General features: G+C 72.0%; 19 protein-coding genes. 12 read left to right on the top strand and 7 right to left on the bottom strand.

What is annotated here, in order from left to right; genetic code table 11:
- Nucleotides 1-36: 36 nt before the first annotated feature.
- Both lanL and FXF51_RS60665 read right to left on the bottom strand, forming a co-directional pair.
- Entirely contained in the window at nt 37-2,727 is a 2,691-nt protein-coding gene (lanL, locus tag FXF51_RS08300) for a class IV lanthionine synthetase LanL (RefSeq protein WP_148433680.1), read from the bottom strand.
- A 96-nt stretch (nt 2,728-2,823) separates the two neighbouring features.
- Nucleotides 2,824-2,994 (bottom strand): hypothetical protein, encoded by a 171-nt coding sequence (locus tag FXF51_RS60665; RefSeq protein ID WP_187414257.1) that lies wholly within the window; start codon nt 2,992-2,994, stop codon nt 2,824-2,826.
- Between the two features lie 267 nt (nt 2,995-3,261).
- Between FXF51_RS60665 and FXF51_RS08295 the strand changes: the two genes are divergently transcribed.
- Both FXF51_RS08295 and FXF51_RS08290 read left to right on the top strand, forming a co-directional pair.
- Nucleotides 3,262-5,187: an ABC transporter ATP-binding protein gene (locus tag FXF51_RS08295; RefSeq protein WP_148433679.1), complete on the top strand. Its 1,926-nt coding sequence runs from the start codon at nt 3,262-3,264 to the stop codon at nt 5,185-5,187.
- Entirely contained in the window at nt 5,184-6,092 is a 909-nt protein-coding gene (locus FXF51_RS08290) for a MauE/DoxX family redox-associated membrane protein (RefSeq protein WP_148433678.1), read from the top strand. The genes FXF51_RS08295 and FXF51_RS08290 overlap by 4 nt, the downstream gene beginning before the upstream one ends.
- A 92-nt stretch (nt 6,093-6,184) precedes the next feature.
- On the opposite strand, the gene FXF51_RS08285 is transcribed toward FXF51_RS08290, so the two are convergent.
- On the bottom strand, nt 6,185-6,832 hold the full coding sequence (locus tag FXF51_RS08285; protein ID WP_148433677.1) for a dihydrofolate reductase family protein: 648 nt from the start codon (nt 6,830-6,832) through the stop codon (nt 6,185-6,187).
- Nucleotides 6,833-6,935: 103 nt separating this feature from the next.
- On the opposite strand from FXF51_RS08285, the gene FXF51_RS08280 reads away from it, so the two are divergent.
- The 5 genes from FXF51_RS08280 (at nt 6,936) to FXF51_RS60660 (ending at nt 11,579) form a co-directional block, all read left to right on the top strand.
- Nucleotides 6,936-7,847 (top strand): LysR family transcriptional regulator, encoded by a 912-nt coding sequence (locus FXF51_RS08280; protein WP_148433676.1) that lies wholly within the window; start codon nt 6,936-6,938, stop codon nt 7,845-7,847.
- A 268-nt stretch (nt 7,848-8,115) separates the two neighbouring features.
- Nucleotides 8,116-9,009, top strand: coding sequence for a Gfo/Idh/MocA family protein (locus tag FXF51_RS08275; protein ID WP_148433675.1), 894 nt, complete (start codon nt 8,116-8,118; stop codon nt 9,007-9,009).
- A gap of 225 nt (nt 9,010-9,234) precedes the next feature.
- Nucleotides 9,235-10,242 carry an NAD-dependent epimerase/dehydratase family protein gene (locus FXF51_RS08270; protein WP_148433674.1) on the top strand — a complete coding sequence of 336 codons (1,008 nt, stop codon included), beginning with the start codon at nt 9,235-9,237 and terminating at the stop codon, nt 10,240-10,242.
- A gap of 117 nt (nt 10,243-10,359) precedes the next feature.
- A complete protein-coding gene (locus tag FXF51_RS08265; protein ID WP_262379355.1) occupies nt 10,360-11,415 on the top strand; it encodes a dihydrodipicolinate synthase family protein in 1,056 nt (351 codons plus the stop codon).
- Nucleotides 11,403-11,579 carry a hypothetical protein gene (locus FXF51_RS60660; RefSeq protein ID WP_187414256.1) on the top strand — a complete coding sequence of 59 codons (177 nt, stop codon included), beginning with the start codon at nt 11,403-11,405 and terminating at the stop codon, nt 11,577-11,579. Before FXF51_RS08265 ends, FXF51_RS60660 begins: the two co-directional genes overlap by 13 nt.
- On the opposite strand, the gene FXF51_RS08260 is transcribed toward FXF51_RS60660, so the two are convergent.
- Nucleotides 11,561-12,766 (bottom strand): hypothetical protein, encoded by a 1,206-nt coding sequence (locus FXF51_RS08260; RefSeq protein ID WP_262379354.1) that lies wholly within the window; start codon nt 12,764-12,766, stop codon nt 11,561-11,563. The genes FXF51_RS60660 and FXF51_RS08260 overlap by 19 nt on opposite strands.
- A gap of 69 nt (nt 12,767-12,835) precedes the next feature.
- Between FXF51_RS08260 and FXF51_RS08255 the strand changes: the two genes are divergently transcribed.
- From FXF51_RS08255 to FXF51_RS08235, 5 genes are all read left to right on the top strand, one after another.
- Nucleotides 12,836-13,984 carry a DegT/DnrJ/EryC1/StrS family aminotransferase gene (locus FXF51_RS08255; RefSeq protein ID WP_187414255.1) on the top strand — a complete coding sequence of 383 codons (1,149 nt, stop codon included), beginning with the start codon at nt 12,836-12,838 and terminating at the stop codon, nt 13,982-13,984.
- Between the two features lie 86 nt (nt 13,985-14,070).
- Entirely contained in the window at nt 14,071-15,318 is a 1,248-nt protein-coding gene (locus FXF51_RS08250) for an ABC transporter substrate-binding protein (RefSeq protein WP_187414254.1), read from the top strand.
- 56 nt (nt 15,319-15,374) lie between these two features.
- Complete coding sequence (locus FXF51_RS08245) at nt 15,375-16,241, top strand: carbohydrate ABC transporter permease (RefSeq protein WP_148433671.1); 867 nt, start codon at nt 15,375-15,377, stop codon at nt 16,239-16,241.
- Complete coding sequence (locus tag FXF51_RS08240; RefSeq protein ID WP_148433670.1) at nt 16,238-17,101, top strand: carbohydrate ABC transporter permease; 864 nt, start codon at nt 16,238-16,240, stop codon at nt 17,099-17,101. Before FXF51_RS08245 ends, FXF51_RS08240 begins: the two co-directional genes overlap by 4 nt.
- 80 nt (nt 17,102-17,181) lie before the next feature.
- Nucleotides 17,182-18,075, top strand: a complete 894-nt coding sequence (locus FXF51_RS08235) for a dihydrodipicolinate synthase family protein (RefSeq protein ID WP_148433669.1) — start codon at nt 17,182-17,184, stop codon at nt 18,073-18,075.
- Nucleotides 18,076-18,077: 2 nt separating this feature from the next.
- On the opposite strand, the gene FXF51_RS08230 is transcribed toward FXF51_RS08235, so the two are convergent.
- The 3 genes from FXF51_RS08230 to FXF51_RS08220 are packed head-to-tail and all read right to left on the bottom strand — an operon-like array spanning nt 18,078 to nt 21,545.
- On the bottom strand, nt 18,078-20,048 hold the full coding sequence (locus tag FXF51_RS08230) for a PQQ-binding-like beta-propeller repeat protein (protein WP_148433668.1): 1,971 nt from the start codon (nt 20,046-20,048) through the stop codon (nt 18,078-18,080).
- Nucleotides 20,049-20,094: 46 nt separating this feature from the next.
- The gene (locus tag FXF51_RS08225) at nt 20,095-20,823 is read right to left on the bottom strand and encodes an amidohydrolase family protein (protein WP_148433667.1); all 729 of its coding nucleotides are present in this window, start codon (nt 20,821-20,823) and stop codon (nt 20,095-20,097) included.
- A complete protein-coding gene (locus FXF51_RS08220; RefSeq protein WP_187414253.1) occupies nt 20,820-21,545 on the bottom strand; it encodes an amidohydrolase family protein in 726 nt (241 codons plus the stop codon). The genes FXF51_RS08225 and FXF51_RS08220 overlap by 4 nt, the downstream gene beginning before the upstream one ends.
- Nucleotides 21,546-21,587 lie beyond the last annotated feature (42 nt).

Genomic DNA, 21,587 nt, shown 5'->3' with positions numbered 1-21,587 from the left:
CGCGTCTGGAGGAGCGGCGTCCTGAGGGGGCGGCGTCTATACGAGAGGGGTGGGGGTCGCCGTCCACAGGCGCGGGCCGGTGCGGTGGTCGAGGCGGCGCAGGAACGACAGCACGCCCGCCGCGCCGGTGCCCCACGTGTACCCGGCCTTGTCCAGGTCGTTCCCAGGAAAGACAGGGCTCTCGAACGCGCCGCCCGCCCGCAGCAGCATCAGCTCGGCGATCTCCTCCGCACCACGCCAGTAGGCGGCGTCGCCGGTCATCAGGGCCAGGTCCACGAGCGATTCGCCGATTCCCGCCAGCCCGCAGCACTGCGAGACCACCCAGGCTCCAGGGGCGAGGGCCAGGCAGGCGCGCGCGCCCCGCTCGGCCAGGTCCAGGTGACGGTCCTCGCCGAAGACGTGGGCGGCGTGGGCGAGCGTCGTCACGATGCCCGCCATACCCTGGCACCAGGACGCCCCCATCGGGCGCGCGTCGGGCCCGGCCAGCTCGCCCAGCAGCGCCTCCGCCGTCACGGCCAGCGCGGCGATCTCCCGGGCGGCTGCCTCGCGGACCGGGCCGTCGCCGGTGGCCTCGTGGTAGGAGAGCAGGAAGTCGGCGCAACCGGCCGCGCCGTGCGCGTAGGCGGCGTCCACGGCCACGCCGGTGCCGGGCTGGGCGGGGGCGACCGCGTCCTCGGATGTGGTGATCTCGCCGGTGAGCAGCCTCCTGGCGCACTCGGCGGCGACGGCGAGGTGGCGGGGGTTCTGGTCGAGCACCGCGAGCGCCAGATGCCCATTGCCGATCCCGGCGACACCGTGCGCCTGGTCGGCCCGCTGATCACCGCTCAGCTCAAGGGGCACCGGCTGCGGGAGCCCGGGCACGGCGGCCAGGCGGGCGGTGGACAGGAACACTTCTGTGCCGGTGCGGCCGAAGTAGAGGCCGGGCGGCAGGACGGCGCTCGGCATGACGCGGGCCGTCCAGCGGGCCAGGTCGAGGGCGACGTCCCTGCTCTCGGGGTGGTGCAGCAACTCCATGCCCAGACCGGCCGACCCGGCGTAGACGTTGGTCACCGGTGGGGTGGCGCGCCGGGCGTCGTCCGGGACCTCCATGAGGCTCTCGGCGAAGCGCGCGCACTCCCGTACGGTGTGCTGCATCACCCGCGACAACAGCTCACCGGTGTAGCGGACGGACGCCGACGATCGGGGACGGCCGGTGGACCGGTCGGCGTTCTGGCTGGCGGCTGGACGGCTGGGGAGGCGCCCGTCGGTCGGACGGCTGGTGAGGTGGCCGGCGCGCAGGTCGGCGGCTGCGGCGGCGCGCGTGGCAGGGTCCAGGCTCATCAGCCGCGGCACCAGCCCCACGACCCCCGTCGTGACGCCGGGAAAGAGGCGGTCAAGGATCAGGAGGGTGCGTTCGGCGTTGACGGCCGGGTCCGGGTCGATCATGAGGGGATTCATGCCGGCGCAGGCGAAGAAGAGCGTGGCGCCCAGCGAGAAGTAGTCGTCGGCGGGCTCGGAGTCGCGGCCGGTGTGCTGGTCGGGCACGCTGTAGCCGCGGGTCCAGCCTGGAAGCTGCAGGCCGTCGTACCTGCTGTTGCCGAAGTCGATCAGGGTGCAGGAGCCGTCGTCGCCGAGGACGACGTTCTTGGGTGAGAGGTCGCGGACCACGACGCCGCACTCGTGCACGGCGTCCAGCACCGACAGCAGCCGGGTGGCGAGCGCGCCGAGGTCGCGGGCGTCCCCGCCGTCGGTGAACAGGCCGTTCTCGCCGACGTAGCGGTTGAGGTCGAGGCTGCCCGCGTCGGTCATGACGAGAAACTCGTCCTCACCGTGGCGGAAGTGGTCGAGCGGTGCCGGGACGCCTGCCAGGCCGCGTAGTGCGCCGAGTACGCGCAGCTCGTTGCGCAGGTACATGCGCAGGTCCCAGCCCTCGGTGTTCTCGCCGACGTAGGCGCGGGCCTCCTTGACGATGACGGGGCGGCCGTCGGGGGTGGTGGCGCGGTAGACATTGCCGCGCGGGCCGCGCACGACTCCCGAGGTGACCTGGTAGCGGTTGCCGATCAGTCGGGCGGGCCGGTCACCGGTGACGTTCCTTGCCTGGCCACCGGTGCCTTCCGCGGGCTGGTCCCGGACTTCCCCGGGACGCCGGGCTTCCGTGGACCGGACGCCGGAGGGCGGGCGGAACGGGTCGGTGGCCCAGGGCGGGCAGGAGAACTCCGGCCCGGCGGCGCCGGGCAGGCGTTCCCCGTCCGGACCCACCACGACCAGCTCGAAGTCCCCGTTCTCATCCACGCGATACTGCGGTGCGAACGGCGCGTACCTGTAGTAGACGGGAGCATCGGAACGCACCCGCCGATCACTGACGATGCGCGGCGCGGCCATCCCGGCCAGCGCGTCCGCGAGGGCGTGCCCGAGCGCGACCACCCGGTCCTGGGCCGGGTAGGCGGTGATGGCCTTGCCGACCGCCCCCGCGTCGAGGTCACCGGAGTTGAGCTCCCTGAGCGTCTCGGGCGACCGTGCGACCTTGAAGTCGCAGCCGTGGTCGAGCAGCACCGGCAGCGCGCGGGCGAGCGTCTCCGCGAGCGTGCCGGGACGCGCCGACACGTGGATCTTCCACCCCTGCGAGGGCGTGCCGCCGGCCGGGTCGTGCACGCTGATCCAGGTCTCGTCCTGGTGAACGTCGCGGCCGTGCGCGGCGGCGACTTCGGCCAGGACGTCCGGCACATTGACAACGGCGGACACGCTCATGATTTCTCACCTCGGATGCATGAAATACGGCCATTTTTCGACATGGCGAACGTGCGGTTCCGCATTACACGGATCCGCACGCCGGTTACCGAGGAATCACACGATGGACGGGCAGCAGGGGAAGCTGCTGCAGACCGTCCGCTTGCAGGTGTTGACGCAGGCCTGAGGCCCGTGCAGGAGCTTGGTCAGCTCACCGTCGAAGTCGACGTCGAGGTCCTCGAACTCCAGTACACCGGCGTCGCGGGGCTCCAGAGCCAGTACCGACATGAGGTCTCCTTCCCTGACCGCTGTAAGCGGTCTTCACTGGTACGGGCGTGGCACGCGCACCTGGTAGGCGCCGTTACCGATGCCCTGACCGTGACTCACAATGAGAGTTACGGCCAAACGGAGGCATTATGGGCACGGCTGCGCTGATATGTCCATAAGCATGCAGCAATGAATGATCACGGTGTGAATTGTGTTTGCGGCGGACCTTTACAGCCCTGGAAGGCTGACCTAGATTGACAGGATGATCTGCCCTAATCCGTATGCGGCATGAGATTTTGGGAAAAACTGCGCCGTAAATCCAGCGGCTCGCCGATCGGGGATCGGTCGGGGCTGGCGGCGGCGTACTGGGAGAGCCGGGACGAGGAACTGCTGACGGCGAGCCTCGGCAAGATCGCCCGCCGCCTGCCGTCCCTGATCGCCTCCGCGCTGCGGCTGGCGTGGCAGGCCGCCCCCTTCGACACGGCGGTCGCGCTGGCGGGCAACGTCCTGGCGGGCGTGTTCACCGTCTATGGGTTGGTGGCGACCTCGGACGTGCTCGCCTCGCTGTTCTCCGGCGGTCCCACGCCGGAGCGGGTGCGCGGCGCGCTGCCGTCCCTGGCGCTCGTGGCCGTCGCGACGGGGCTGCGGGGCGCGCTGCTCGCCGCCGCCGGCTGGGCGCAGGCCCGGCTCAAACCGCAGGTCGAACGGCTCGCGGAGACGCGGCTGTTCGAGCTGACCACGCAGGTGGAGCTGGCCGCCTTCGACGACGACGACTTCCACAACGCGATGTTGCGCGCCCGCGACAGCGGGGTGCCCGACACGGCGACGGTCGTGGAGACCACCATCTCCGCGCTGACCGGAGCGGTCGGCGTGGCCGCGGCGACGGCGGCGCTGGGGTTCCTGCACCCGGTGCTCATGCCGCTGCTGCTGGTCACCGCCGTGCCAGCGGGCTGGGCCGCGATCCGTACCGCGAGGCTCGGCTACCAGGCCTTCTACCGGCTGTCGGCCGCGCGGCGGCGCAAGTTCATGCTCTCCGACCTGATGGCCGAGCGACAGCCCGCCGCAGAGGTGCGCACGTTCGCGCTGCGCGACTTTCTGCTCGGTGAGTACGCCAAGGTGGCGGACCTGGAGCAGGACGTCCAACTCGACGTCGCGCGCCGCCGTACCGTGGTGAAGGCGGGTGGCGACGCGCTGACCGGCGTGGCCACCCTCGCCGTCTACGGCGCGCTGGCCGCGCTGCTGGCCGCCGGCGTCATCCCGCTCGCCGTCGCGGGCACCGCCGTGCTCGCACTCAGGACCGGACAGTCCTCGCTGGCCGGGCTCGTCCAGACGCTCAACCGCCTGTACGAGGCGGGCCTGTACTTCGGCGACTACCTGGCCTTCCGCGAGCAAGCCCGGACTCGCACGCCGCCCGCGCCCGCCCGCGCCCCCTCGAGCCTCGGCCTTCTGGCCGCCGACGGGGTGAGCTTCACCTACCCCGGGGCCGACAGGCCCGCGCTGCGCGACGTGAGCGTGACCGTCGCGCGCGGCGAGGTCATCGCGCTGGTCGGCGAGAACGGCTCTGGCAAGACCACGCTGGCCAAGCTGCTGGCGGGGCTGTACCGGCCGCAGTCCGGCACGATCCGCTGGGACGGCCGCGAACTGGCCGACCTCGACCTGCGCCGGATGGTCTCGGTGATCGCCCAGGACCACACCCGCTGGCCGCTGACCGTCCGCGAGAACATCCTCATGGGCAGGCCCCTGGAGGAGGAGCGGCTGGCCGAGGCCGTCGCCGCGGCGGGGACGGACGAGGTCGTCTCGACGCTTCCGCTCGGCTACGACGCGCTGCTCGACCGCCGGTTCCGGGGCGGCCACGACCTGTCGGGCGGGCAGTGGCAGCGGGTCGCGGTGGCGCGGGGCTTCTACCACGACGCCGAGCTGGTGATCTTCGACGAGCCGACCTCCGCTCTGGACGCCCGCGCCGAGCATGCCCTGTTCGAGCGCATCCGGCGGCACGCCGACGGGCGGGCCGTGGTGCTGATCACGCATCGGCTCGCCAGCGTTCGTTACGCCGATCGGATCTACGTGCTGGATCGGGGGCGGGTAGCTGAGCAGGGGACGCACGCGGAGTTGATGGCGCGTGACGGGCTTTATGCCGACCTGTATGGGTTGCAGGCCGCCGCCTACCAGTACGACGGCGGGACGGTGGCTCAGGCAGAGGAGGCGGTGCGGTGAGTTCGGACGGGGTGGCGATCGTGTGCGCCGCCGCGTCCCTGGGGCTGGTCGCGGTGCTGCTCGCCGCCGCGCTGACCAAGGTCAGGGACGTGCGCGCCTTCGCCCGCGACATCGCCGGATACCGCCTGCTGCCCGGCCGCCTCACCACGGCCGCCGCCCCTGCCGTGATCGCGGCGGAGGTCGTCGCGGTCGTGCTGCTGGCCGTTCCGGGAACCCGGCGGTGGGGCGGGGTGCTGGCCGCGCTGCTGTTCACCGCGTTCCTGACCGCGATCGGCTCGGCGCTCGTCCGCCGCCTCGACGTCCCGTGCGGCTGCTTCGGCGGCGCGGCGGACCGGGTGAGCGTGCGCACGCTGGCGCGCACCGGGCTGCTGCTGGTCCTCGCGGTCATGGCGGTGCTCGCGGGGGACGTGCCGTTCGAGCCCGTGCACCTGCTTCCGGCGCCGCTGCTCGTGGCGGCGGCTTTGCTGGCGCCTGCGCTCCTTCCCGCGAAGTCCGCCGTGGCCGTCCCGCCGGGGCCGCGTGCGGGTGATCGCTTCGTCCTGTCCGGCCGTCCCGCCGAGCCCGGCTCGGAGCCGGTCCTGTACGCGCTGATCTCGCCCGCCTGCCGGTTGTGCACCAGCATCCTCCCGGCCTTGATCGAGGCCGCCCTGACGGTGAACGTGGTGCTGGTGACCGCCGCCGACGCGGAGGAGTCCCGTCGCTACCTGGCCGGGCACGGGGTGAGGCTGCCGCTCGTCGTCGCCCCGGATGTCTTCGAGGCCAACGACATCCCGTGGCCGCCCTACGGGGTGGTCGTCGGGAGGGACGGGCGCGTCCTGGCGGCGGGCGGCGTTCCCGCTCCCGCCGACGTGGCCGCCCTCGTCACGCGAGCGTTGCCGGAGCGGGGCGCCGTCCCCTCGTCGTGAAGGCCCGCGTCGTGAAGGCTCGCGCCGTGAATGCCCGCGCCGTGAAGGCCCGCGTCGTGAAGGCCCCGCGCCGTGAAGGCGCACGCGTGCGATCACCGGCGCTTCGCCGTGAACGTCAGGTGCGTGACGCCGGAGGGCGTCGAGACCGCCTCGATGTCGTACGCCTCCTCCAGCGACTCCAGCCCGTCCCACAACCGCACGCCCCGCCCCAGCAGCATCGGGACCTGCACCACGTGCATGTGATCGACGAGCCCCTCGGCGAGGAAGTCGCGGACCACCGAAGGCCCGCCGCCCAGCCGCACGTCCTGGCCGCCGGCCGCCTTGCGGGCCGCTTCGAGCGCCTCGGCGGGGGTGGCGTTCAGGAAGTGGAACGTGGTGCCGCCCTCCATCTCGATCGACGGCCGGGGCCGGTGGGTGAGCACGAAGACGGGGGTGTGGAACGGCGGGTTGGGGCCCCACGCGCCCTTGTAGTCGAGGTCGTCCTGCCAGCCGGGAGGGCCGAACTTGCCCGCGCCCATGATCTCGGCGCCGATCCCGGGGCCGTGCATCGCGGCGAACGCGTGGTCGGCGCCGCCGCTGCCGCCACGGCGGCCGCCCATCTCGGACCAGAACCGGGTGGCGAACATCCACTCGTGCAGGCGTTCCCCGGCGTGGCCGAACGGTGCGTCGGGGGCCTGGCCGGCGCCGGTGGCGAAGCCGTCGAGGGAGATCGAGAAGTTGTGCACGCGTACAACGGACATCGGGGGCTCCTTGTCAGATGGGCTTTCCGCACCCAGCATCGGCCCAGCGGATACATGACGTCTAATGCCTGAATTTCGGCAATGGCATCGATATCGTCGATGAATGCTGAACCTGGTTCATCTCAAGGTTCTGGCCGCCGTGGCGCGGCACGGGTCCGTCACCGAAGCGGCGAAAGAGCTGCACTACTCGCAGTCGTCCGTCAGCCACCACCTCGCCCGCCTGGAGGCGGCCACGGGCGCCAGGCTCGTCCAGCGCGTCGGGCGCGGGATCCGGCTGACCCCCGAAGGGCGGCTGCTGTCCCTGCGGGCCACCGAGATCATGGGACGGGTGGACGCGGCCACCAACGAGCTGGCGGCACAGGTCGGCCTGCGGACCGGGCGGGTGCGGCTGGCGGCCAACGCGTCGGTGCTGAGCACGATCGTGCCCGAGGCGGCCGTGGCACTGGCCCGTACCAACCCCGGGCTGGAACTGGTCCTGATCGACCGGCACCCCGTCGAGGCGCTGCAGATGCTGCGGGACGGAGAGATCGACGTCGCGCTCGTCTTCCAGCACGCCGACACGCCGTTCGAAGGAGAAGACGGGTTCCGTCTCGTGCACCTGTGCGACGACCCGATCCACCTCGTGAGCCGGCGGCCGGATGACAGCCTCACCGGGCATCGCGACTCCGACTGGATCGGTGGTTGCCGGCGGTGCCAGGACGAGCTGATCACCGTGTGCGGGCGGGAGGGCTTCACCCCGCGCATCGCGTCGCTCAGCGACGACATGGTGGTCGTGCAGGCGCTCGTCGCCGCCGGCAAGGGCGTCACCACGCTGCCGGGGCTGGCGCTCCAGGCGCACCGCCGTTCCGACGTCCACACCACCGAACTCGTCGGCTTCTCCCGCCGGATCCACGCCGCCACCTACGGCGAGCCGCCCGACCCGCCCGCCGTCGCCGCCGTCCTGGCCACCCTCGTCGAGACAGCCGGGCTCCGGGCCGCTGACACCGCCGCTCGTCGAGACGGCAGAACGCGCTGAGCCCGCCGCTCGTCGAGACGGCAGAACGCGCTGAGCCCGCCGCTCGTCGAGACGGCAGAACGCGCTGAGCCCGCCGCCCGTCGGGACGGCAAGACGCGCTGAGCCCGCCGCCCGTCGGGACGGCAAGACGCGCTGAGCCCGCCGCCCGTCGGGACGGCAAGACGCGCTGAGCCCGCCGTCCGTCGGGACGGCAAGACGCGCTGAGGACGGCGCCGGTCCATGATGGCTACGCTTCCGGCAGTCATTGCCGGACTCGGAAGGACAATCCGTGCGCATCGCACTCGCAGGGCTCGCCACCAGCCACCCCTACACCGACGCCCGCACCCTGTCCCGCCACGCCGAGCTCGTGGTGTGGGAGCAGGACCAGGAACGGCTCGCCCGGTTCACCGCCGAGCACCCGCAGGCGAAGGTGGCGGGCAGCTTGCGGGAGGTGCTGGCAGGGCAGCTCGACGGGGTGGTGCTGACCGTGCCCAACCCGCAGGTCCCGCAGGCGCTGGCCGAGGTGCTGAAGACCGGGCTGCCCTGCTTCGTGAACAAGCCCGCCGCCGCCAGCCGGGCGCAGCTCGACCAGCTCGACCGGCTGCCGATCCACGACCGCGTCCTGTCCGGCTCGGTGTTGCGGTTCGCTCCCTCCTTCGCCGGTACGCGGGTCGAGCGGGACGAGGTGCTGGCGGTGCGGGCGACCGTCCGGCACGACGTGGGCCTGTGGGCGAACGGCTACAACGCCTGGCAGGACACGCCGGGCGAAGGCGGCGGCACGATGGTCACCATGGGCATCCACGGCGTGGAGCTGCTGGTGGCGCTGCTCGGGCCGGACGTGCGGCTGGTGGGCGCGGCGGGGGCGCGGCGGCACTACACGACGCTCCGCTCGGAGGACACCGGGGTGATGGCGTTGCGCTGGGACGACGGCATCACCGGCAGTGTCGAGATCCTCGGCGTGTCCGAGTCGGAGTCGTACAGCGTGACGCTGCACAAGCGGGACGGAAGCGAGACGATCGTGATCGAGGGCGGAGACGATCCGGTCCAGGGGCTCGGGTACGAGGGGACGATCGGGGCGTTCCTCGCGATGATCGGTGGCGCGCCCAGTCCGGTGCCGTGGGCCGAGACCAGGGCCGTCCTCGACGTGCTGGTCCGCGCGCGAGAGGACTTCGCGACGACGTGAGAGCCGGGCGCGCGGCTCCCGCGTCCGAACATCCGCGCGGCTCGCGGGCCTGAGCATCCGCGCGGCTCGCGCGTGCGCACGGGTCGCGCGTCTGAGCATCCGCGCGGCTCGCGCGTGCGCACGGGTTGCGCGTCGAGCGCCGCGCCCCCGACATGCCAGCCCGTTGACAGCCGGAGCTTCGCGCGGTTACGGTCTGGACCGTAAATCGAATGTGGAGGAGACCGCGTGCGGACGACAGCGGAACTCGAGGAGCGGCTGGCACGGCCGACCCCCGGGCTCGTCGACGATCTGGGCAAGCTCGACGGCGACATCATGATCCTGGGCGCCGGCGGCAAGCTCGGCCCGAGCCTCGTACGCCTGGCGCTGAACGCCACCGCCGGCGACAGGCGGATCATCGCGGTGTCCCGCTTCTCCGAGCCGGGCCTGGCCCAGGCGCTCCAGGACGAGGGCGCCACGGTGGTCGCGGCCGACGTCGCCGACGAGCAGGCCCTGCGCGAGCTGCCGGACGCGCCCAACGTGGTGTTCCTGGTGGGCGCCAAGTTCGGCACCAGCGGGCGGGCGCACGCCGCCTGGTTCACCAACACCTACCTGCCGGGACGCGTCGCCGAACGGTTCGCGGGAAGCAGGATCGCCGCGCTGTCCACCGGGAACGTCTACCCCCTGGTCCCCGTCACCAGCGGCGGCAGCACCGAGGGCTCGCCCACCGGGCCCGTCGGCGACTACGCGATGAGCTGCCTCGGCAGGGAGCGTGTGCTGACGTACTTCGCCGAGCGGAACGGCACCCCCGTCTCGCTGCTCCGCCTCAACTACGCGGTCGAGCTGCGTTACGGCGTGCTGGTCGACCTCGCCCAGAAGGTGCTCGCGTCGGAGCCCGTCGACCTGGCGACGGGCCAGGTGAACGTGGTCTGGCAGGGGTACGCCAACGAGGTCGCGCTGCGGTCGCTGCTGCTCGCCGACGTGCCGCCGTACGTGCTCAACGTGACCGGGCCCGAGCTGATCTCGGTACGGCAGGCGGCGCTGGCGCTCGGCGAGGCGCTCGGCAAGGAGCCGGTGTTCACCGGCGAGGAGGCGCCGACGGCGCTGCTGTCGAACGCCTCCCGCTGCCACCGCCTGTTCGGCTATCCCGAGCTGACCCCGGCCGAGCTGATCGAGCACACGGCGCGGTGGGTCGCGGACGGCGGGCCGCTGCTGGGCAAGCCCACCAAGTTCGAACGCCGCGACGGGCGTTTCTGACGCACGTGCCCGCTCTCACACGACACACGCGTGCCCGCGTCGCGCGGCACGCCCGCACGTGTCCACGTCACGTGGCAGGCGTGCATGCTCACTTCACATGGCAAAGGGGGACCTCACGTGCTCGGCACGGCTTCTGAGGCGCAGACGTCCGTACGCGACCTGTTCAGGCGAGGTCTGGTGATCCCGGCGCACCCGCTGGCCCTGACCGAGGACAGGAAGCTGGACGAGCGCCGCCAGCGCGCCTTGACGCGCTACTACGTCGAGGCCGGCGCAGGCGGGCTGGCGGTGGGCGTGCACACCACGCAGTTCGCCATCCACGGCACCGGCCTGCTGGCGCCCGTGCTCGAACTGGCGGCGGGCACGGCCAGGGAGTCCGACCGCGAGGTGGTGCTGGTGGCCGGCGCGACCGGGCCCACCGAGCAGGCGGTCGCGGAGGCGGAGCTGGCGCGGTCGCTCGGGTATCACATGGTGCTGCTCAGCCCGTACCGGGAGCTCGACGAGGACGAGCTGATCGCGCGGGCCAGGGCCGTGGGCGAGGTGCTGCCCGTGATCGGGTTCTACCTGCAGCCCGCGGTGGGCGGGCGGCCCCTGTCGCGTGACTTCTGGACGCGGCTGGCGAGCATCGAGTCCGTGGTGGGCGTCAAGGTGGCGCCGTTCGACCGGTATCGGACGCTGGACGTGCTGCACGGCGTCGTACGGGCGGGGCGGGCCGGGGAGATCGCGCTCTACACCGGCAACGACGATCACATCCTGGCCGATCTCGTCACCTCGCACCGGGTGGTCGTGGACGGGCGGCAGGTGGAGGTGGAGTTCGTGGGCGGGCTGCTCGGCCAGTGGGCGGTCTGGGTGCGGCGGGCGGTGGAGCTGCTGGAGGAGGCCACGCTGGCGCGGTCGGGCGACGACGCCGCCGTGCGCCGGCTGCTGGGGCTGGACGGCCACCTCACCGACGCCAACGCGGCCATCTTCGACTCGGCGAACGGCTTCCGGGGGTGCATTCCCGGCATCCACGAGGTGCTGCGCCGCCAGGGGCTGCTGGCGGGCCGCTGGTGCCTGGACCCGGAGGAGGACCTGTCGCCGGGGCAGCTCGCCGAGATCGACCGCGTCTGGGCCGCCTACCCGTGGCTGCGCGACGACGACTTCGTCGCCCAGGGCCTGGACCGATGGCTGGCCTGAGCACAGCGCCCCGCGCCGCCGCCTGCGGCCTTGCGCTGGTGACCGGCGCGGGCGGGGAGTGGCGCGGGCGGCTGGTGGCCGGTGTGGTCGTGGAGTGGCGCGGGCGGCTGGTGGCCGGTGTGGCCGTGGGGTGTCACGCCGCCCGCTACAGGGTGAGGCGGTAGAGGGTGAGGGGACGGCCGCTGGATCCGCTGGTCAGGTTGCCGGTGCGTTCGGCCAGCCCGGCCAGCTCCAGCCGGTGCAGCATGCGCCGCGCGGTGCGCTGCTGGACGGCGAGCCGCTCGGCGATCTCGCGGGTGGTGAGCGCCTCGCCGCCGGCCGCGTCCCGGGCCTCGAGCAGCTTCTCCAGGGTCGGCACCGACAGCCCCACGCGGCGCGCGATCAGCGGCAGGTTCTGTTCGCCGGCGGGCGCGCTGATCACCGACTCCAGCACGATGTCGGTGTCGGCACGCAGCGACAGGACGGCGGCCACGTTCCCGATGCGCCTGGCCCTGGCCAGGGCGCGGCGGGCCAGGCTCTCGGCTTCGGCGGCGCTGCGCCCGAGCCCGAAGCCCACCCGAGCCACGCTGCTGTGATTGGCCAGCCGCGCCAGCATGGGCAGCCCCGTGAAGCCGCCGGTGGCCTCGTAGAGCGGGCCGCGGGTGGTCACCAGCAGGTGCTTGCCGCCGCGGAACCCGGCGAGCGTGCCCGCCAGGGCGCCGGCCTCGCGCAGCAGGCCTTCCTCACTGTCCACCTCGACCAGGCCGAGCGCGATCTGCGCGTCCTCCTGGGCCTGGCCCTCGGCGGTGAGCAGGAGCTGGCGCAGCGCCGCGCGCACCGAGTGCTCCGACGGCGCCAGCCGCAGCACCTGCATCTCGCCGCGCAGCGCCTCGTGCACGGAGCTGAGGCAGGTGATCACGGGGTGGTCGGGGGAGCGGCGGTGAAAGGCGATGATCTTCTTGGACGTGGTCTCCGGCCGGTAGCCGAGCGTGCGCAGGTCGCCGGTGGGCAGCCCGGCCTCGTCGAACGTGGCGGTGACGTCGGCGGGCGAGATGGTGTCGATGGACAGCCGCGTGATGTCCTGCCCCTCGTGCTGGAGCCGCACGAGGGCGCTCAGCAGCGTCGCGCCGGAGTAGTCGACGAACACGGCGGGGCGGGTGAGCACGTCGGCGCCGCGTGCCAGCATGTACGGCACGATGCCGGTGAACAGCCAGCCCTCGACGGAGCCGGCGTGGGCCTCGACGACGGCGGGCGCCTGCGACTCGTGGTCGTAGTCGAGCCGGAGGGCGCTCACGCCGGGCTGCTCCTCGCAGGTGGCCGCGACGTCGTCGACCAGGTCGTGCGGGCCGATGACTCCGATGACGAACCCCACCCGCGTCTCCCTTCCCCTTCTTTACGGTCTAGACCGAAAGGCTATCCGGTGACCCTGCACTTTCCCAACATGGCCGAACCCGCGGGCCGCACCCTCGGCGACGAGGAGGTGGCCGCGCTGGAGCGGGTGATCCGCTCCGGCATGCTCAACTCCGTGTGGGGGACCGAGGCACGGGCGCTGGAACGCGAGGTGGCGGAGCTGTACGGCTCCCGCCACGCGATCGCGTGCGCGTCCGGCACGGCGGCCCTCCACCTGTCGGTCGTGGCGGCGGCGCCGGACCCCGGTGACGAGATCATCACGACGCCGATCACGGACTTCGGGACCGTGGCCCCCATCTTGGCGCAGAACGCGGTTCCTGTCTTCGCCGACGTGGACCCGTCCGACGGGAACCTCGACCCGGACGCCGTGGCCGCGCTCATCGGGCCGCGCACCCGCGCGATCATGGTGGTGCACCTGTTCGGCGCGCCCGCCAGGGCCGGCGAGCTGCGCCGCCTGGCCGACCGGCACGGGCTGGCGCTCATCGAGGACTGCGCGCAGGCGTGGCTGACCGAGCTGCCGGACGGCCGGTACGCGGGCACGGCCGGGCACGTCGGCACGCTGAGCCTGCAGCAGTGGAAGCACATCACGTGCGGTGACGGCGGGCTGGCGCTCACCGACGACGACGAGCTGGCCAGGCGGATGCGGCTGTTCGCGGACAAGGGGTGGGACCGGGCGGCGGGGCGTTCGCACGAGAGCCTGGGGCTGAACTACCGGATGACCGAGTTGCAGGCGGCGGTGGCGCGCGCCCAGCTCGCGAAGCTGCCGGAGGTCGTCGAGGCCAGGCGCCGCACGGCCGGTCAGCTCATCGAGGCCCTGCGCGCGCTCGAACCGCATGATGTCCACCTGGGGCTGCCGCGGCCTGACGGGCACGCGTGGTGGCTGTTCCCGCTCGTCCTGCCCAACGGCGACGCCCCCGAGCTGGCCGCCCACCTGTCCGCCGCCGGAATTCCGGCAAGGGCCGGTTATCTCAAGGAGCCCCTCAACCGCGCCCCCCTCTGGGACGCCCCCGTCTACGGCTCCTCCCGCTACCCCTTGGAGGACTACCGCCCCGCCCCCTGCCCAGAGGCCGAACGCCTGGTCGCCACCACGCTCCTGATCATCGACTGGAACGAGCACTACACGTCGGAGCACGTCAAGGTCATCACCGAAGCGGTCGCCGGCTACCTCGGCCGGCCGTAGTTACGTTCATGTATCAAGCATTGACCGGACCATCCCCGATCACTAGGTTTCGGTCAGGACCGGTATTCAGGAAAGGAACGCCGCCGATGAGAAACATTGCGGCAGCCGGCATCGCGGTCGCCCTCAGCGTCGCGGTCGGCGGGTGCGGTTCCGGTGGCTCGGGCTCGGACAAGAGCGCGGTGACTCTCTGGATGTACCCCGTGATCTCGGACCAGGCCAAGAACAAGGCCTTCTGGGACAAGGTCGAGAAGGACTTCGAGGCCAAGAACCCGGCGATCGACGTCACGGTCGACCAGCAGCCCTGGGAGGGCCGCCAGGAGAAGATCACCACGGCGCTGGCCTCCAGGAAGGGCTTCGACCTGGTCGTACTCGGCCCGGACCAGATCCCCCAGTACGCCGAGCAGGGCACGCTGGAGCCCGTGGACGACGTGATCGCGGCCGACAAGGGCGGCTACCTGCCCAACGCCCTCACCGCGCTCACCGTGAACGGCAAGCTCTACGGCGTGCCGATCTACCAGACGATCACCGCCCCCATCTACAACAAGAAGCTCTTCGCCGACGCGGGCGTCACCAAGGTGCCCGAGACGCTGGCCGAGCTGAAGGAGGCGGCCCCCAAGCTGGCCGCCAAGAAGGTCGCGGTGCTCGACTACCCCGGCAAGCCGGAGGTCTCGCTCAACCAGAGCTTCTACCCCATCCTGTGGGCCAACGGCGGCTCGGTGTTCTCGCCCGACGGCAAGAGCGTGACCGTCAACAGCCAGGAGGGCATCGCCAGCCTGCAGTTCCTGCTGGACCTCAAGGCGGTCGGCGGCCTGCCGGAGAACGCCGCCAGCAAGGGCAACGACATCGAGGGCGGCCCGCTGGCCGGCGGCAAGACCGCCATGTACCACGCGGCCACCGCGCTCAACGCCGACCAGCTCGGCGCCGCCATCGGCGCGGAGAACGTCGGCGTGGGCCTGCCGCTGGAGGGCGCCAAGCGGGTCGCGTTCGGCATCCCCGGCGGCCTGGTCATGGCCAAGCACTCGGAGAACAAGGACGCGGCCAGGAAGCTCGCCGCCTACATCGCCTCGCCGGAGGTCGCCGGGTCGCTGGCCAAGGAGTCCGGCTTCTTCTCCGCGCGCACCGACGTGACGATCCCCGAGCAGTCGGCCACGTCCAAGGAGTTCGCCAAGTCGCTGCAGTACGCCTTCCCCGGCGACACCCATCCCAAGGCCCGCCAGGTCATGGCGATGGTCGCGGCTCACATCCAGGCGGCGCTGATCGGCGAGGAGGACGCCAAGACGGCCCTCGACGCCGCCGCCAAGGAGGGCAACGACCTGCTGGCCAGCGGTGGCTGACCCGATTCGGGCCTCCTCCAGGGGAGGCCCGTCCGCTTCGAAAGGTGTGAGCGCCGGTGCGTCATCGGCTGCGTGATCCGGTCACGGGACTGCTGTTCGTCCTCCCGGTGCTGGTGCTGTTCCTGATCTTCAAGATCTTCCCCACGCTCGGGGCGGCGGGCATGAGCCTGACGAACTGGAACATCGGCGGCGAGTGGAGCTTCATCGGCGCCGACAACTACGCGCGGCTCGTGAACGACCCGAACTTCTGGTCCAGCCTGCGAGCCACGCTGGTGTACACCGTCATCTACGTGCCGCTCGTGATGGCCGTCTCGCTCGGCACCGCCCTGCTGCTCAACTCGATCGTGTTCATGCGCGGGCTGTTCCGCGGCATCCTGTTCCTGCCGTACGTGACCAGCTTCGTGTTCGCCGGCCTCATCTGGCGCTGGATCTACGAGTTCGACGGCCTGATCAACGGGGTGCTGGCCAAGCTGGACCTGGGGCCCGTCGGCTTCATGGAACGGGCGGAGCTGGTGCTGCCCGCGCTGGCCGTCGTCTCCTGCTGGAAGGGCTTCGGCTACTCCATGCTGATCCTGCTGGCGGGGCTGAAGGCCATCCCGGGCTCCTACCTGGAGGCGGCCAGGGTGGACGGGGCCGGCCCGTGGCAGCGCTTCCGCAGCATCACCCTGCCGCTGCTCAAGCCGGCGATCTTCTTCGTGCTGGTGATCGAGACGATCGCCTCGTTCCAGGTCTTCGACACCATCTACGTGATGACCGGCGGCGGGCCCGCCAAGGCCAGCTACACCCTCATCTACGGCATCTTCGAACGCGGCTTCCGCTTCTGGGAGTTCGGCTACGCGGCCACCTGGGGGATGGTGCTGTTCGCCATCGTGCTGGTCGTCTCGCTGATCCAGCGCCGGTTCGTCGGCAAGGAGAACACATGACGATGACGGCCACGCGCCCCGCCGCCGTCCGCGACCGGCAGGCAACCCCGCCGCGCCGCCGCGGCCGGCGGTGGCCGCTCTACACGCTGCTCACGGTCATGTCGCTGCTGACGCTCGGGCCGTTCGTCGCGATGGTCGTGGTGGCGCTGTCGCCGCGCGGCGAGCCGACCGTGCCGGCGCAGTGGCCCGACTCGCTCACCTTCGACAACATCATGCAGGTGCTCAGAGCCTCGGGATTCGCCGAGTGGACGCTCAACTCGCTGATCTACTCGGTCGTCTCCGTGGTGATCATCCTGCTCACCGCGTCGATGGCCGGGTACGCGTTCGCCAAGAAGCGCTTCCCTGGGCGCGACGCCATGTTGTGGACGTTCCTGGCCACCATGATGGTGCCGTTCCAGGCCACCCTCATCCCGCTGTACGTGCTCGTCTCCGACCTCGACGGCGTGGACACCTTCTGGGGCCTGATCGTGCCGACGCTGGCGAACTCGCAGGCGGTCTTCCTGATGCGCCAGTTCATCCTGGGGCTGCCGGACGAGCTGTTCGACGCCGCCAAGGTCGACGGGGCCTCCGAGCTGCGCGTCTACTGGACGATCGTGGTGCCGCTGACCAAGCCGATCCTGGCCACGCTCGGCGTGTTCGTCTTCCTGTGGCACTGGAACGACTTCCTTTGGCCGCTGGTGATCTCGCAGAGCGACGCCACGCGGACGCTGACCGTCGGGCTCACCGTGCTGAAGACGGAGGAGCTGCAGTGGTCGATGCTGATGTCGTCGGCGGCCGTCTCGGCGGTGCCGTGCCTGGTCGTGTTCTTCCTGCTGCAGCGTTACCTGGTGAACAGCATCGCGATGACCGGGCTGAAGTGACCGGCTGATCTCGGACGGCCTACGCTTGTCGCCCGGAAGTCCGGTGAGAGGCCGGTGCGGGGCCGGCGAGGGGAGCGATGATGAGCACGCCGATCGACGCGCGGGCCGCCGGGTTGCGTGATCGCCTGCGCGGGAGCCTGACCGCCGCCGCGCTGACGCCGATGAACCCGGCCGGGGAGGTGGATCTCGACGTCGCGGAGTCGTACTTCCGGCGGCTGGTCGCCTCGGGCGCCGACGCCTTGGCCGTCCTCGCGCACACCGGGCGCGGGCCCTTCCTGCCCGCGCCGGTGCGGGCCGAGGTGATCACCCGCGCCCGCCGCGCGGGCGTCCCGGTCATCGTCGGCGTCGGCGGCGCGCGGCCTGACCAGGCGTCCGATGCGGTTGCGGACGCGCGGACGGCCGCTGAGCTGGGAGCCGACGCGGTGCTGGTGTTCCCCGAGCCGGGCGACCGCGTGGCGCTGCACGAGGCGGTGTGGTCGGCCGCCGGCCTGCCGATGATCGCGTTCGACCTCTACACGAACCCCTGCCCGCCCGGCACCCTGCGCCGCCTCCTGAGCCTGCCGGGCGTGGCGGGACTCAAGACGGCGCTGCTGTCGGACGCGATGGCCTGCCAGCAGACGATCGCCCTGACCCGCGACGCGGACAGGCTGGCCATCACCGGCGAGGACCGCATGTTCGCCGCCTCGCTCCTGTGGGGCGCGCAGGCGGCGCTGGTGGGCGTGGCGGCGGCGTCGGTGGGGACGACGGCGGCGGTGCTGCGCGCCTACGAGGGCGACGACCTGCGCGGCTTCGAGAAGGCCGCCGCCCGCCTGGACCGGCTGGCGGCGGCCACGTTCACCGCTCCGATGGAGGGCTACGTCCAGCGCATGGCCTGGCTCGCCGCCGCGGAGGGGCTCATCCCCGAGGACCACGCCCACGACCCGTACGGTCCCGCACTGCCGGACGGCGAGCGCGCCAGGGTGCTGGCCGCGTAGCCTCAGATGGCCACGCGGATCAGGTCGCGTCCCTTCAGCGCGTAGAGCGCCCTGCGGGACGGGTCGATGTTGATCCGGGAGCCGCCGCCGAACCAGTCGCTGGCCAGCCCCGTCACGAGCTTGCTCGCGGTGAGCCGCGCCAGGTCGATCTCGTAGACGGCGTCCTCGTCGCTGGTGTAGGCGTGGCGTCCGGCGAGCACCAGGTCGCCGCCCCGGTCGCAGACCTTCAGCGTGCGCGTGACCTTGCGCCGCAGCAGGTCGTACTCGAACAGCACGCCCGCGTCGGTGATCCCGTACAGGGCGAGCGCGGTGTGCTTGAGGCTCGTGACGGCCTTCGCGCCGGCGACCGGCTCGATCTCCCACTTCACCTCACGGGTACGCAGGTCGAACGCCGCCAGCCGGGCCGTGGACGTCACCGGTGGCGCCCCGAGGCCCTCCTGCGTGCTGGTGCCCAGGTAGACGGTGCCCAGCCGGGCGGTCAGCGAGAACACCGTCTGGCGTTCGACGACCGGACGGTAGGTGTCCACCCGGCCGGTCCTCGGGTCGTAGACGTCGAGCGCGCCGTTCTGGTGCCCAGGCTCCGGCTGGGTGGACATCACGATCAGCCCGGTCAGCTTGTCGTGGACCAGGTCCTTGGGCCGGTCCTGGCTGTGGCCGGTGCGGAAGATCAGGTTGGCCTCGGCGTCGCCGGCGCGGTGCGAGTAGAGGGCGGCCTGGGTGTAGACGCCGAGATAGGTGGTGCCCGCGGCGGTCATGATGGTCTTGGGCTCGCCGGGGATGGGCAGCCGGGTGACCTCGCGGGTGGCCAGGTCGTGGATGTCGCAGCCGCCCTTGCCGCCGACGTAGACGCGCTCGCCGTCGCAGTGCACGGACATGGGCTCCTCGGGGGCCGCTCTGAAGCCCTTCTGCACGTGGCTGACGTAGCCGAGGTCGCCGGTGGCCGGGTCGTAGACGAAGATGCCCGGCTCCTGGACGCCGTAGACGCGGCCGCCGTGCTCCAGGATGCGGACGGTCTGCGCCTCCGGGAACGGCACCCCGAGCACCTCGTACGCGCCGGTCGCGATGTGGTAGCGGTAGAGGGTGCCGGAGGGGCGCCCGGCGAAGTAGACCCAGCCGTCGTGGATCAGCACCGAGACGATGTACTTCTCGCCGGGGGCGGTGGCCTTGACCACCTTGTACGCGGCAGGGTCCGCCTTGTCCAGCACGAGCAGCTCCGCCAGCGAGTTCATGCCGCCCGCCACGTGCGTGCCGCTGATCGCCATGCTCGACACCCAGTCGCGGTCGGCCACCTCGGCGGGCAGCAGGTCGCGCTTCTCGCCGGTCCGCCGGTCGATGGCGACAAGGTGGGCGTTGGTGCCGACGCCGGCGTAGACGTGGGTGTCGTCGGCCTGGATGCTGCGCACGTACGCCTCGCCGGGGGCGGGCTCGCCCAGGTCGCGGGTGGCGCCGGTGGCGGGGTCGTACTCCAGGACGCGGCCGGGCTGGGAGGTGCCCAGGTAGACCTTGCCGTCGGGGGAGGCGGCCATGGTCCAGATGTAGTCGTCGGAGTACTGGGCGAGCAGGGTGGTGGCGCCGGTGAGGGTGTCGATCCTGTAGAGGTCGGAGCGGGTGTGGGTGCCGACGTAGACGTCGGTGCCGACCTTGCACATCGCCCAGATGCCCACGCCGGTGGGGATGTCGAAGTGCGCCGTGACCTTGTCCTGGGCCAGGTCCCAGGCGCCCACGACGTTGGGTGACAGGCCGCGCGAGCCGAGGTAGAGGACGTCGCCGACGAACTCGGCGTTGCCCAGGGGGCTGGCCACGCTGGCAGGGCCGAGGTCGGTGATCGTGCCTTTCTGCTCCCTGCCGGTTGTGAGCGCGGTGGCGGCCTGTGCGGTGGCGGCCTGTGCGGAGGTGGCCTGTGCGGAGGTGGCCGGGAGGGTGACGGTTCCTGCGGAGATGGCTGCGGCTTGGAGGAAACTGCGGCGGTTCATAAGGCTGTGATCACTCCTCGGGAAGGTGGCCGCACGCTATAACGGACTAGGCCGTAATGTCCAGATCGAAAAGCCGCACCGCGTTCCGCCACGCGACCAGCTCGGCCGTCTCCTCGTCCAGGCCCGCCGCCGCCACCGCGCCGAACGCGGAGGCCGGGTCGATCAGCGTCGAGTCGGTGCCGAACAGCAGCCGCGTGCGGTCCACCGCCGCCGCGACCTGCGCGATCCGGCCGGCGGGCGCGTGCGAGTAGCAGGGTTCGAGGTAGAGGCGGTCGCAGGCGCCGGCCGCCTCGATCGCGTGGGCGTGGCCGTCGGCGCCCATGTGCCCGGCGATGACCCGCAGGCCCGGCGTGTCCAGGCAGACCTGGGCCAGGTCCAGCACCGTGGCGCCCCACGTGTGGACGAGCGCGGGCACCCCGGCCGCCGCGACCATGGCCAGCGCCTCGCGCGTCTGAGGTGAGGAGACCGGCGAGCGGGTGTAGTCGGTGTGGATCTTGACGCCGACGAACCTGCCGGTGGGCAGGTACGCGCGCAGGTCCCGCTCGGCCTCCGCCTGCCTGCGCGGGTTGACGGTGACGTAGCCGAGGTGGCGGTCCTGCCGCTCCAGCCAGGCGGCCAGGGCCCGGTTGCCCGCCGGGGCGTCGTAGATCACCGCCTCGGTGGCCGAGACGATCGACAGGTCGATGCCGAACCTGTCCATGGTGCTCACGTTCGCCCTGGCCACGTCCATGGTGAAGAACCACGGGCCCCAGTGCGCGTGCACGTCGATGATCATCCGAGCAGCCTCCTCGCGTTGCCGCCCGCCACGGCGGCGATCTCCTCGGGCTTCAGCCCGCTGGTCGCCAGCCGCAGCAGGGGGACGACCGGCTCGTAGTGGGGGGTGCGGGAGCCGTACAGGAGCCGGTCGGCCGGTACGGTCTCCAGCGCGTCGGGGGAGTTCAGCAGGCGGGTCGAGGTGTGGAAGCCGGGCTCGTCGGCGGCCACCACGAGGAAGTCGCCCAGGTGGTAGAAGTGCGTGTCGAGGAAGACCACCGTGGCGTCCAGGCCGGAGAACGGCTGCCAGAAGCGCCGCACGTCACCCCCGGTCAGCACGACGAGGCCGAGCCGCGCCGCCGCCCTGGCCACGTGGCGGACCGACGGGAAGCCCGCCTCCACGCCCTGCTCGTCCGGGAAGAGCCTGACCGCCCTGACGCCCAGCCCGGCCAGCCGGTCCAGCTCGCGTACGGCGCCGACGGGGTCGCGCAGGTCCACGGTCCCGACCGGGACCGCCGGCGGCTCCAGCGCCAGGACCTCGTCGTTGCCCGAGCGCACGTCGAACAGCGCGGCGCGCAGGGACGCGACCGCGCCCGCCCGGATGCCGTGCGCGGCCAGCGTGCCCAGCACCGAACCGGGCGTGCCCGGCGGGCCGTCCCGGTCGGGGTAGGCGCCGACCAGGACATCCACGTCCAGGCTCACCTCAAGGTCACCGATCAGTCTGCTCGCGTCGAACGCCGTCACAACCGCCTCCATTGACTTATCAAGCTCAGCACATTACGGTCT

The organism is Nonomuraea sp. PA05 (assembly GCF_008086045.1).
In the GTDB taxonomy this organism is placed as follows: Bacteria; Actinomycetota; Actinomycetes; order Streptosporangiales; family Streptosporangiaceae; genus Nonomuraea; species Nonomuraea monospora.
This window is presented reverse-complemented; position numbering and strand designations above follow the sequence as displayed.

What these genes read in the sequence shown, in the direction of transcription:
- lanL (WP_148433680.1), bottom strand. Translation starts at nt 2,727, where the DNA reads ATGAGCGTGTCCGCCGTTGTCAATGTGCCGGACGTCCTGGCCGAAGTC.
- FXF51_RS60665 (WP_187414257.1), bottom strand. Translation starts at nt 2,994, where the DNA reads ATGTCGGTACTGGCTCTGGAGCCCCGCGACGCCGGTGTACTGGAGTTC.
- FXF51_RS08295 (WP_148433679.1), top strand. Translation starts at nt 3,262, where the DNA reads ATGAGATTTTGGGAAAAACTGCGCCGTAAATCCAGCGGCTCGCCGATC.
- FXF51_RS08285 (WP_148433677.1), bottom strand. Translation starts at nt 6,832, where the DNA reads ATGTCCGTTGTACGCGTGCACAACTTCTCGATCTCCCTCGACGGCTTC.
- FXF51_RS08280 (WP_148433676.1), top strand. Translation starts at nt 6,936, where the DNA reads ATGCTGAACCTGGTTCATCTCAAGGTTCTGGCCGCCGTGGCGCGGCAC.
- FXF51_RS60660 (WP_187414256.1), top strand. Translation starts at nt 11,403, where the DNA reads ATGGCTGGCCTGAGCACAGCGCCCCGCGCCGCCGCCTGCGGCCTTGCG.
- FXF51_RS08255 (WP_187414255.1), top strand. Translation starts at nt 12,836, where the DNA reads ATGGCCGAACCCGCGGGCCGCACCCTCGGCGACGAGGAGGTGGCCGCG.
- FXF51_RS08250 (WP_187414254.1), top strand. Translation starts at nt 14,071, where the DNA reads ATGAGAAACATTGCGGCAGCCGGCATCGCGGTCGCCCTCAGCGTCGCG.
- FXF51_RS08240 (WP_148433670.1), top strand. Translation starts at nt 16,238, where the DNA reads ATGACGATGACGGCCACGCGCCCCGCCGCCGTCCGCGACCGGCAGGCA.
- FXF51_RS08235 (WP_148433669.1), top strand. Translation starts at nt 17,182, where the DNA reads ATGAGCACGCCGATCGACGCGCGGGCCGCCGGGTTGCGTGATCGCCTG.
- FXF51_RS08230 (WP_148433668.1), bottom strand. Translation starts at nt 20,048, where the DNA reads ATGAACCGCCGCAGTTTCCTCCAAGCCGCAGCCATCTCCGCAGGAACC.
- FXF51_RS08225 (WP_148433667.1), bottom strand. Translation starts at nt 20,823, where the DNA reads ATGATCATCGACGTGCACGCGCACTGGGGCCCGTGGTTCTTCACCATG.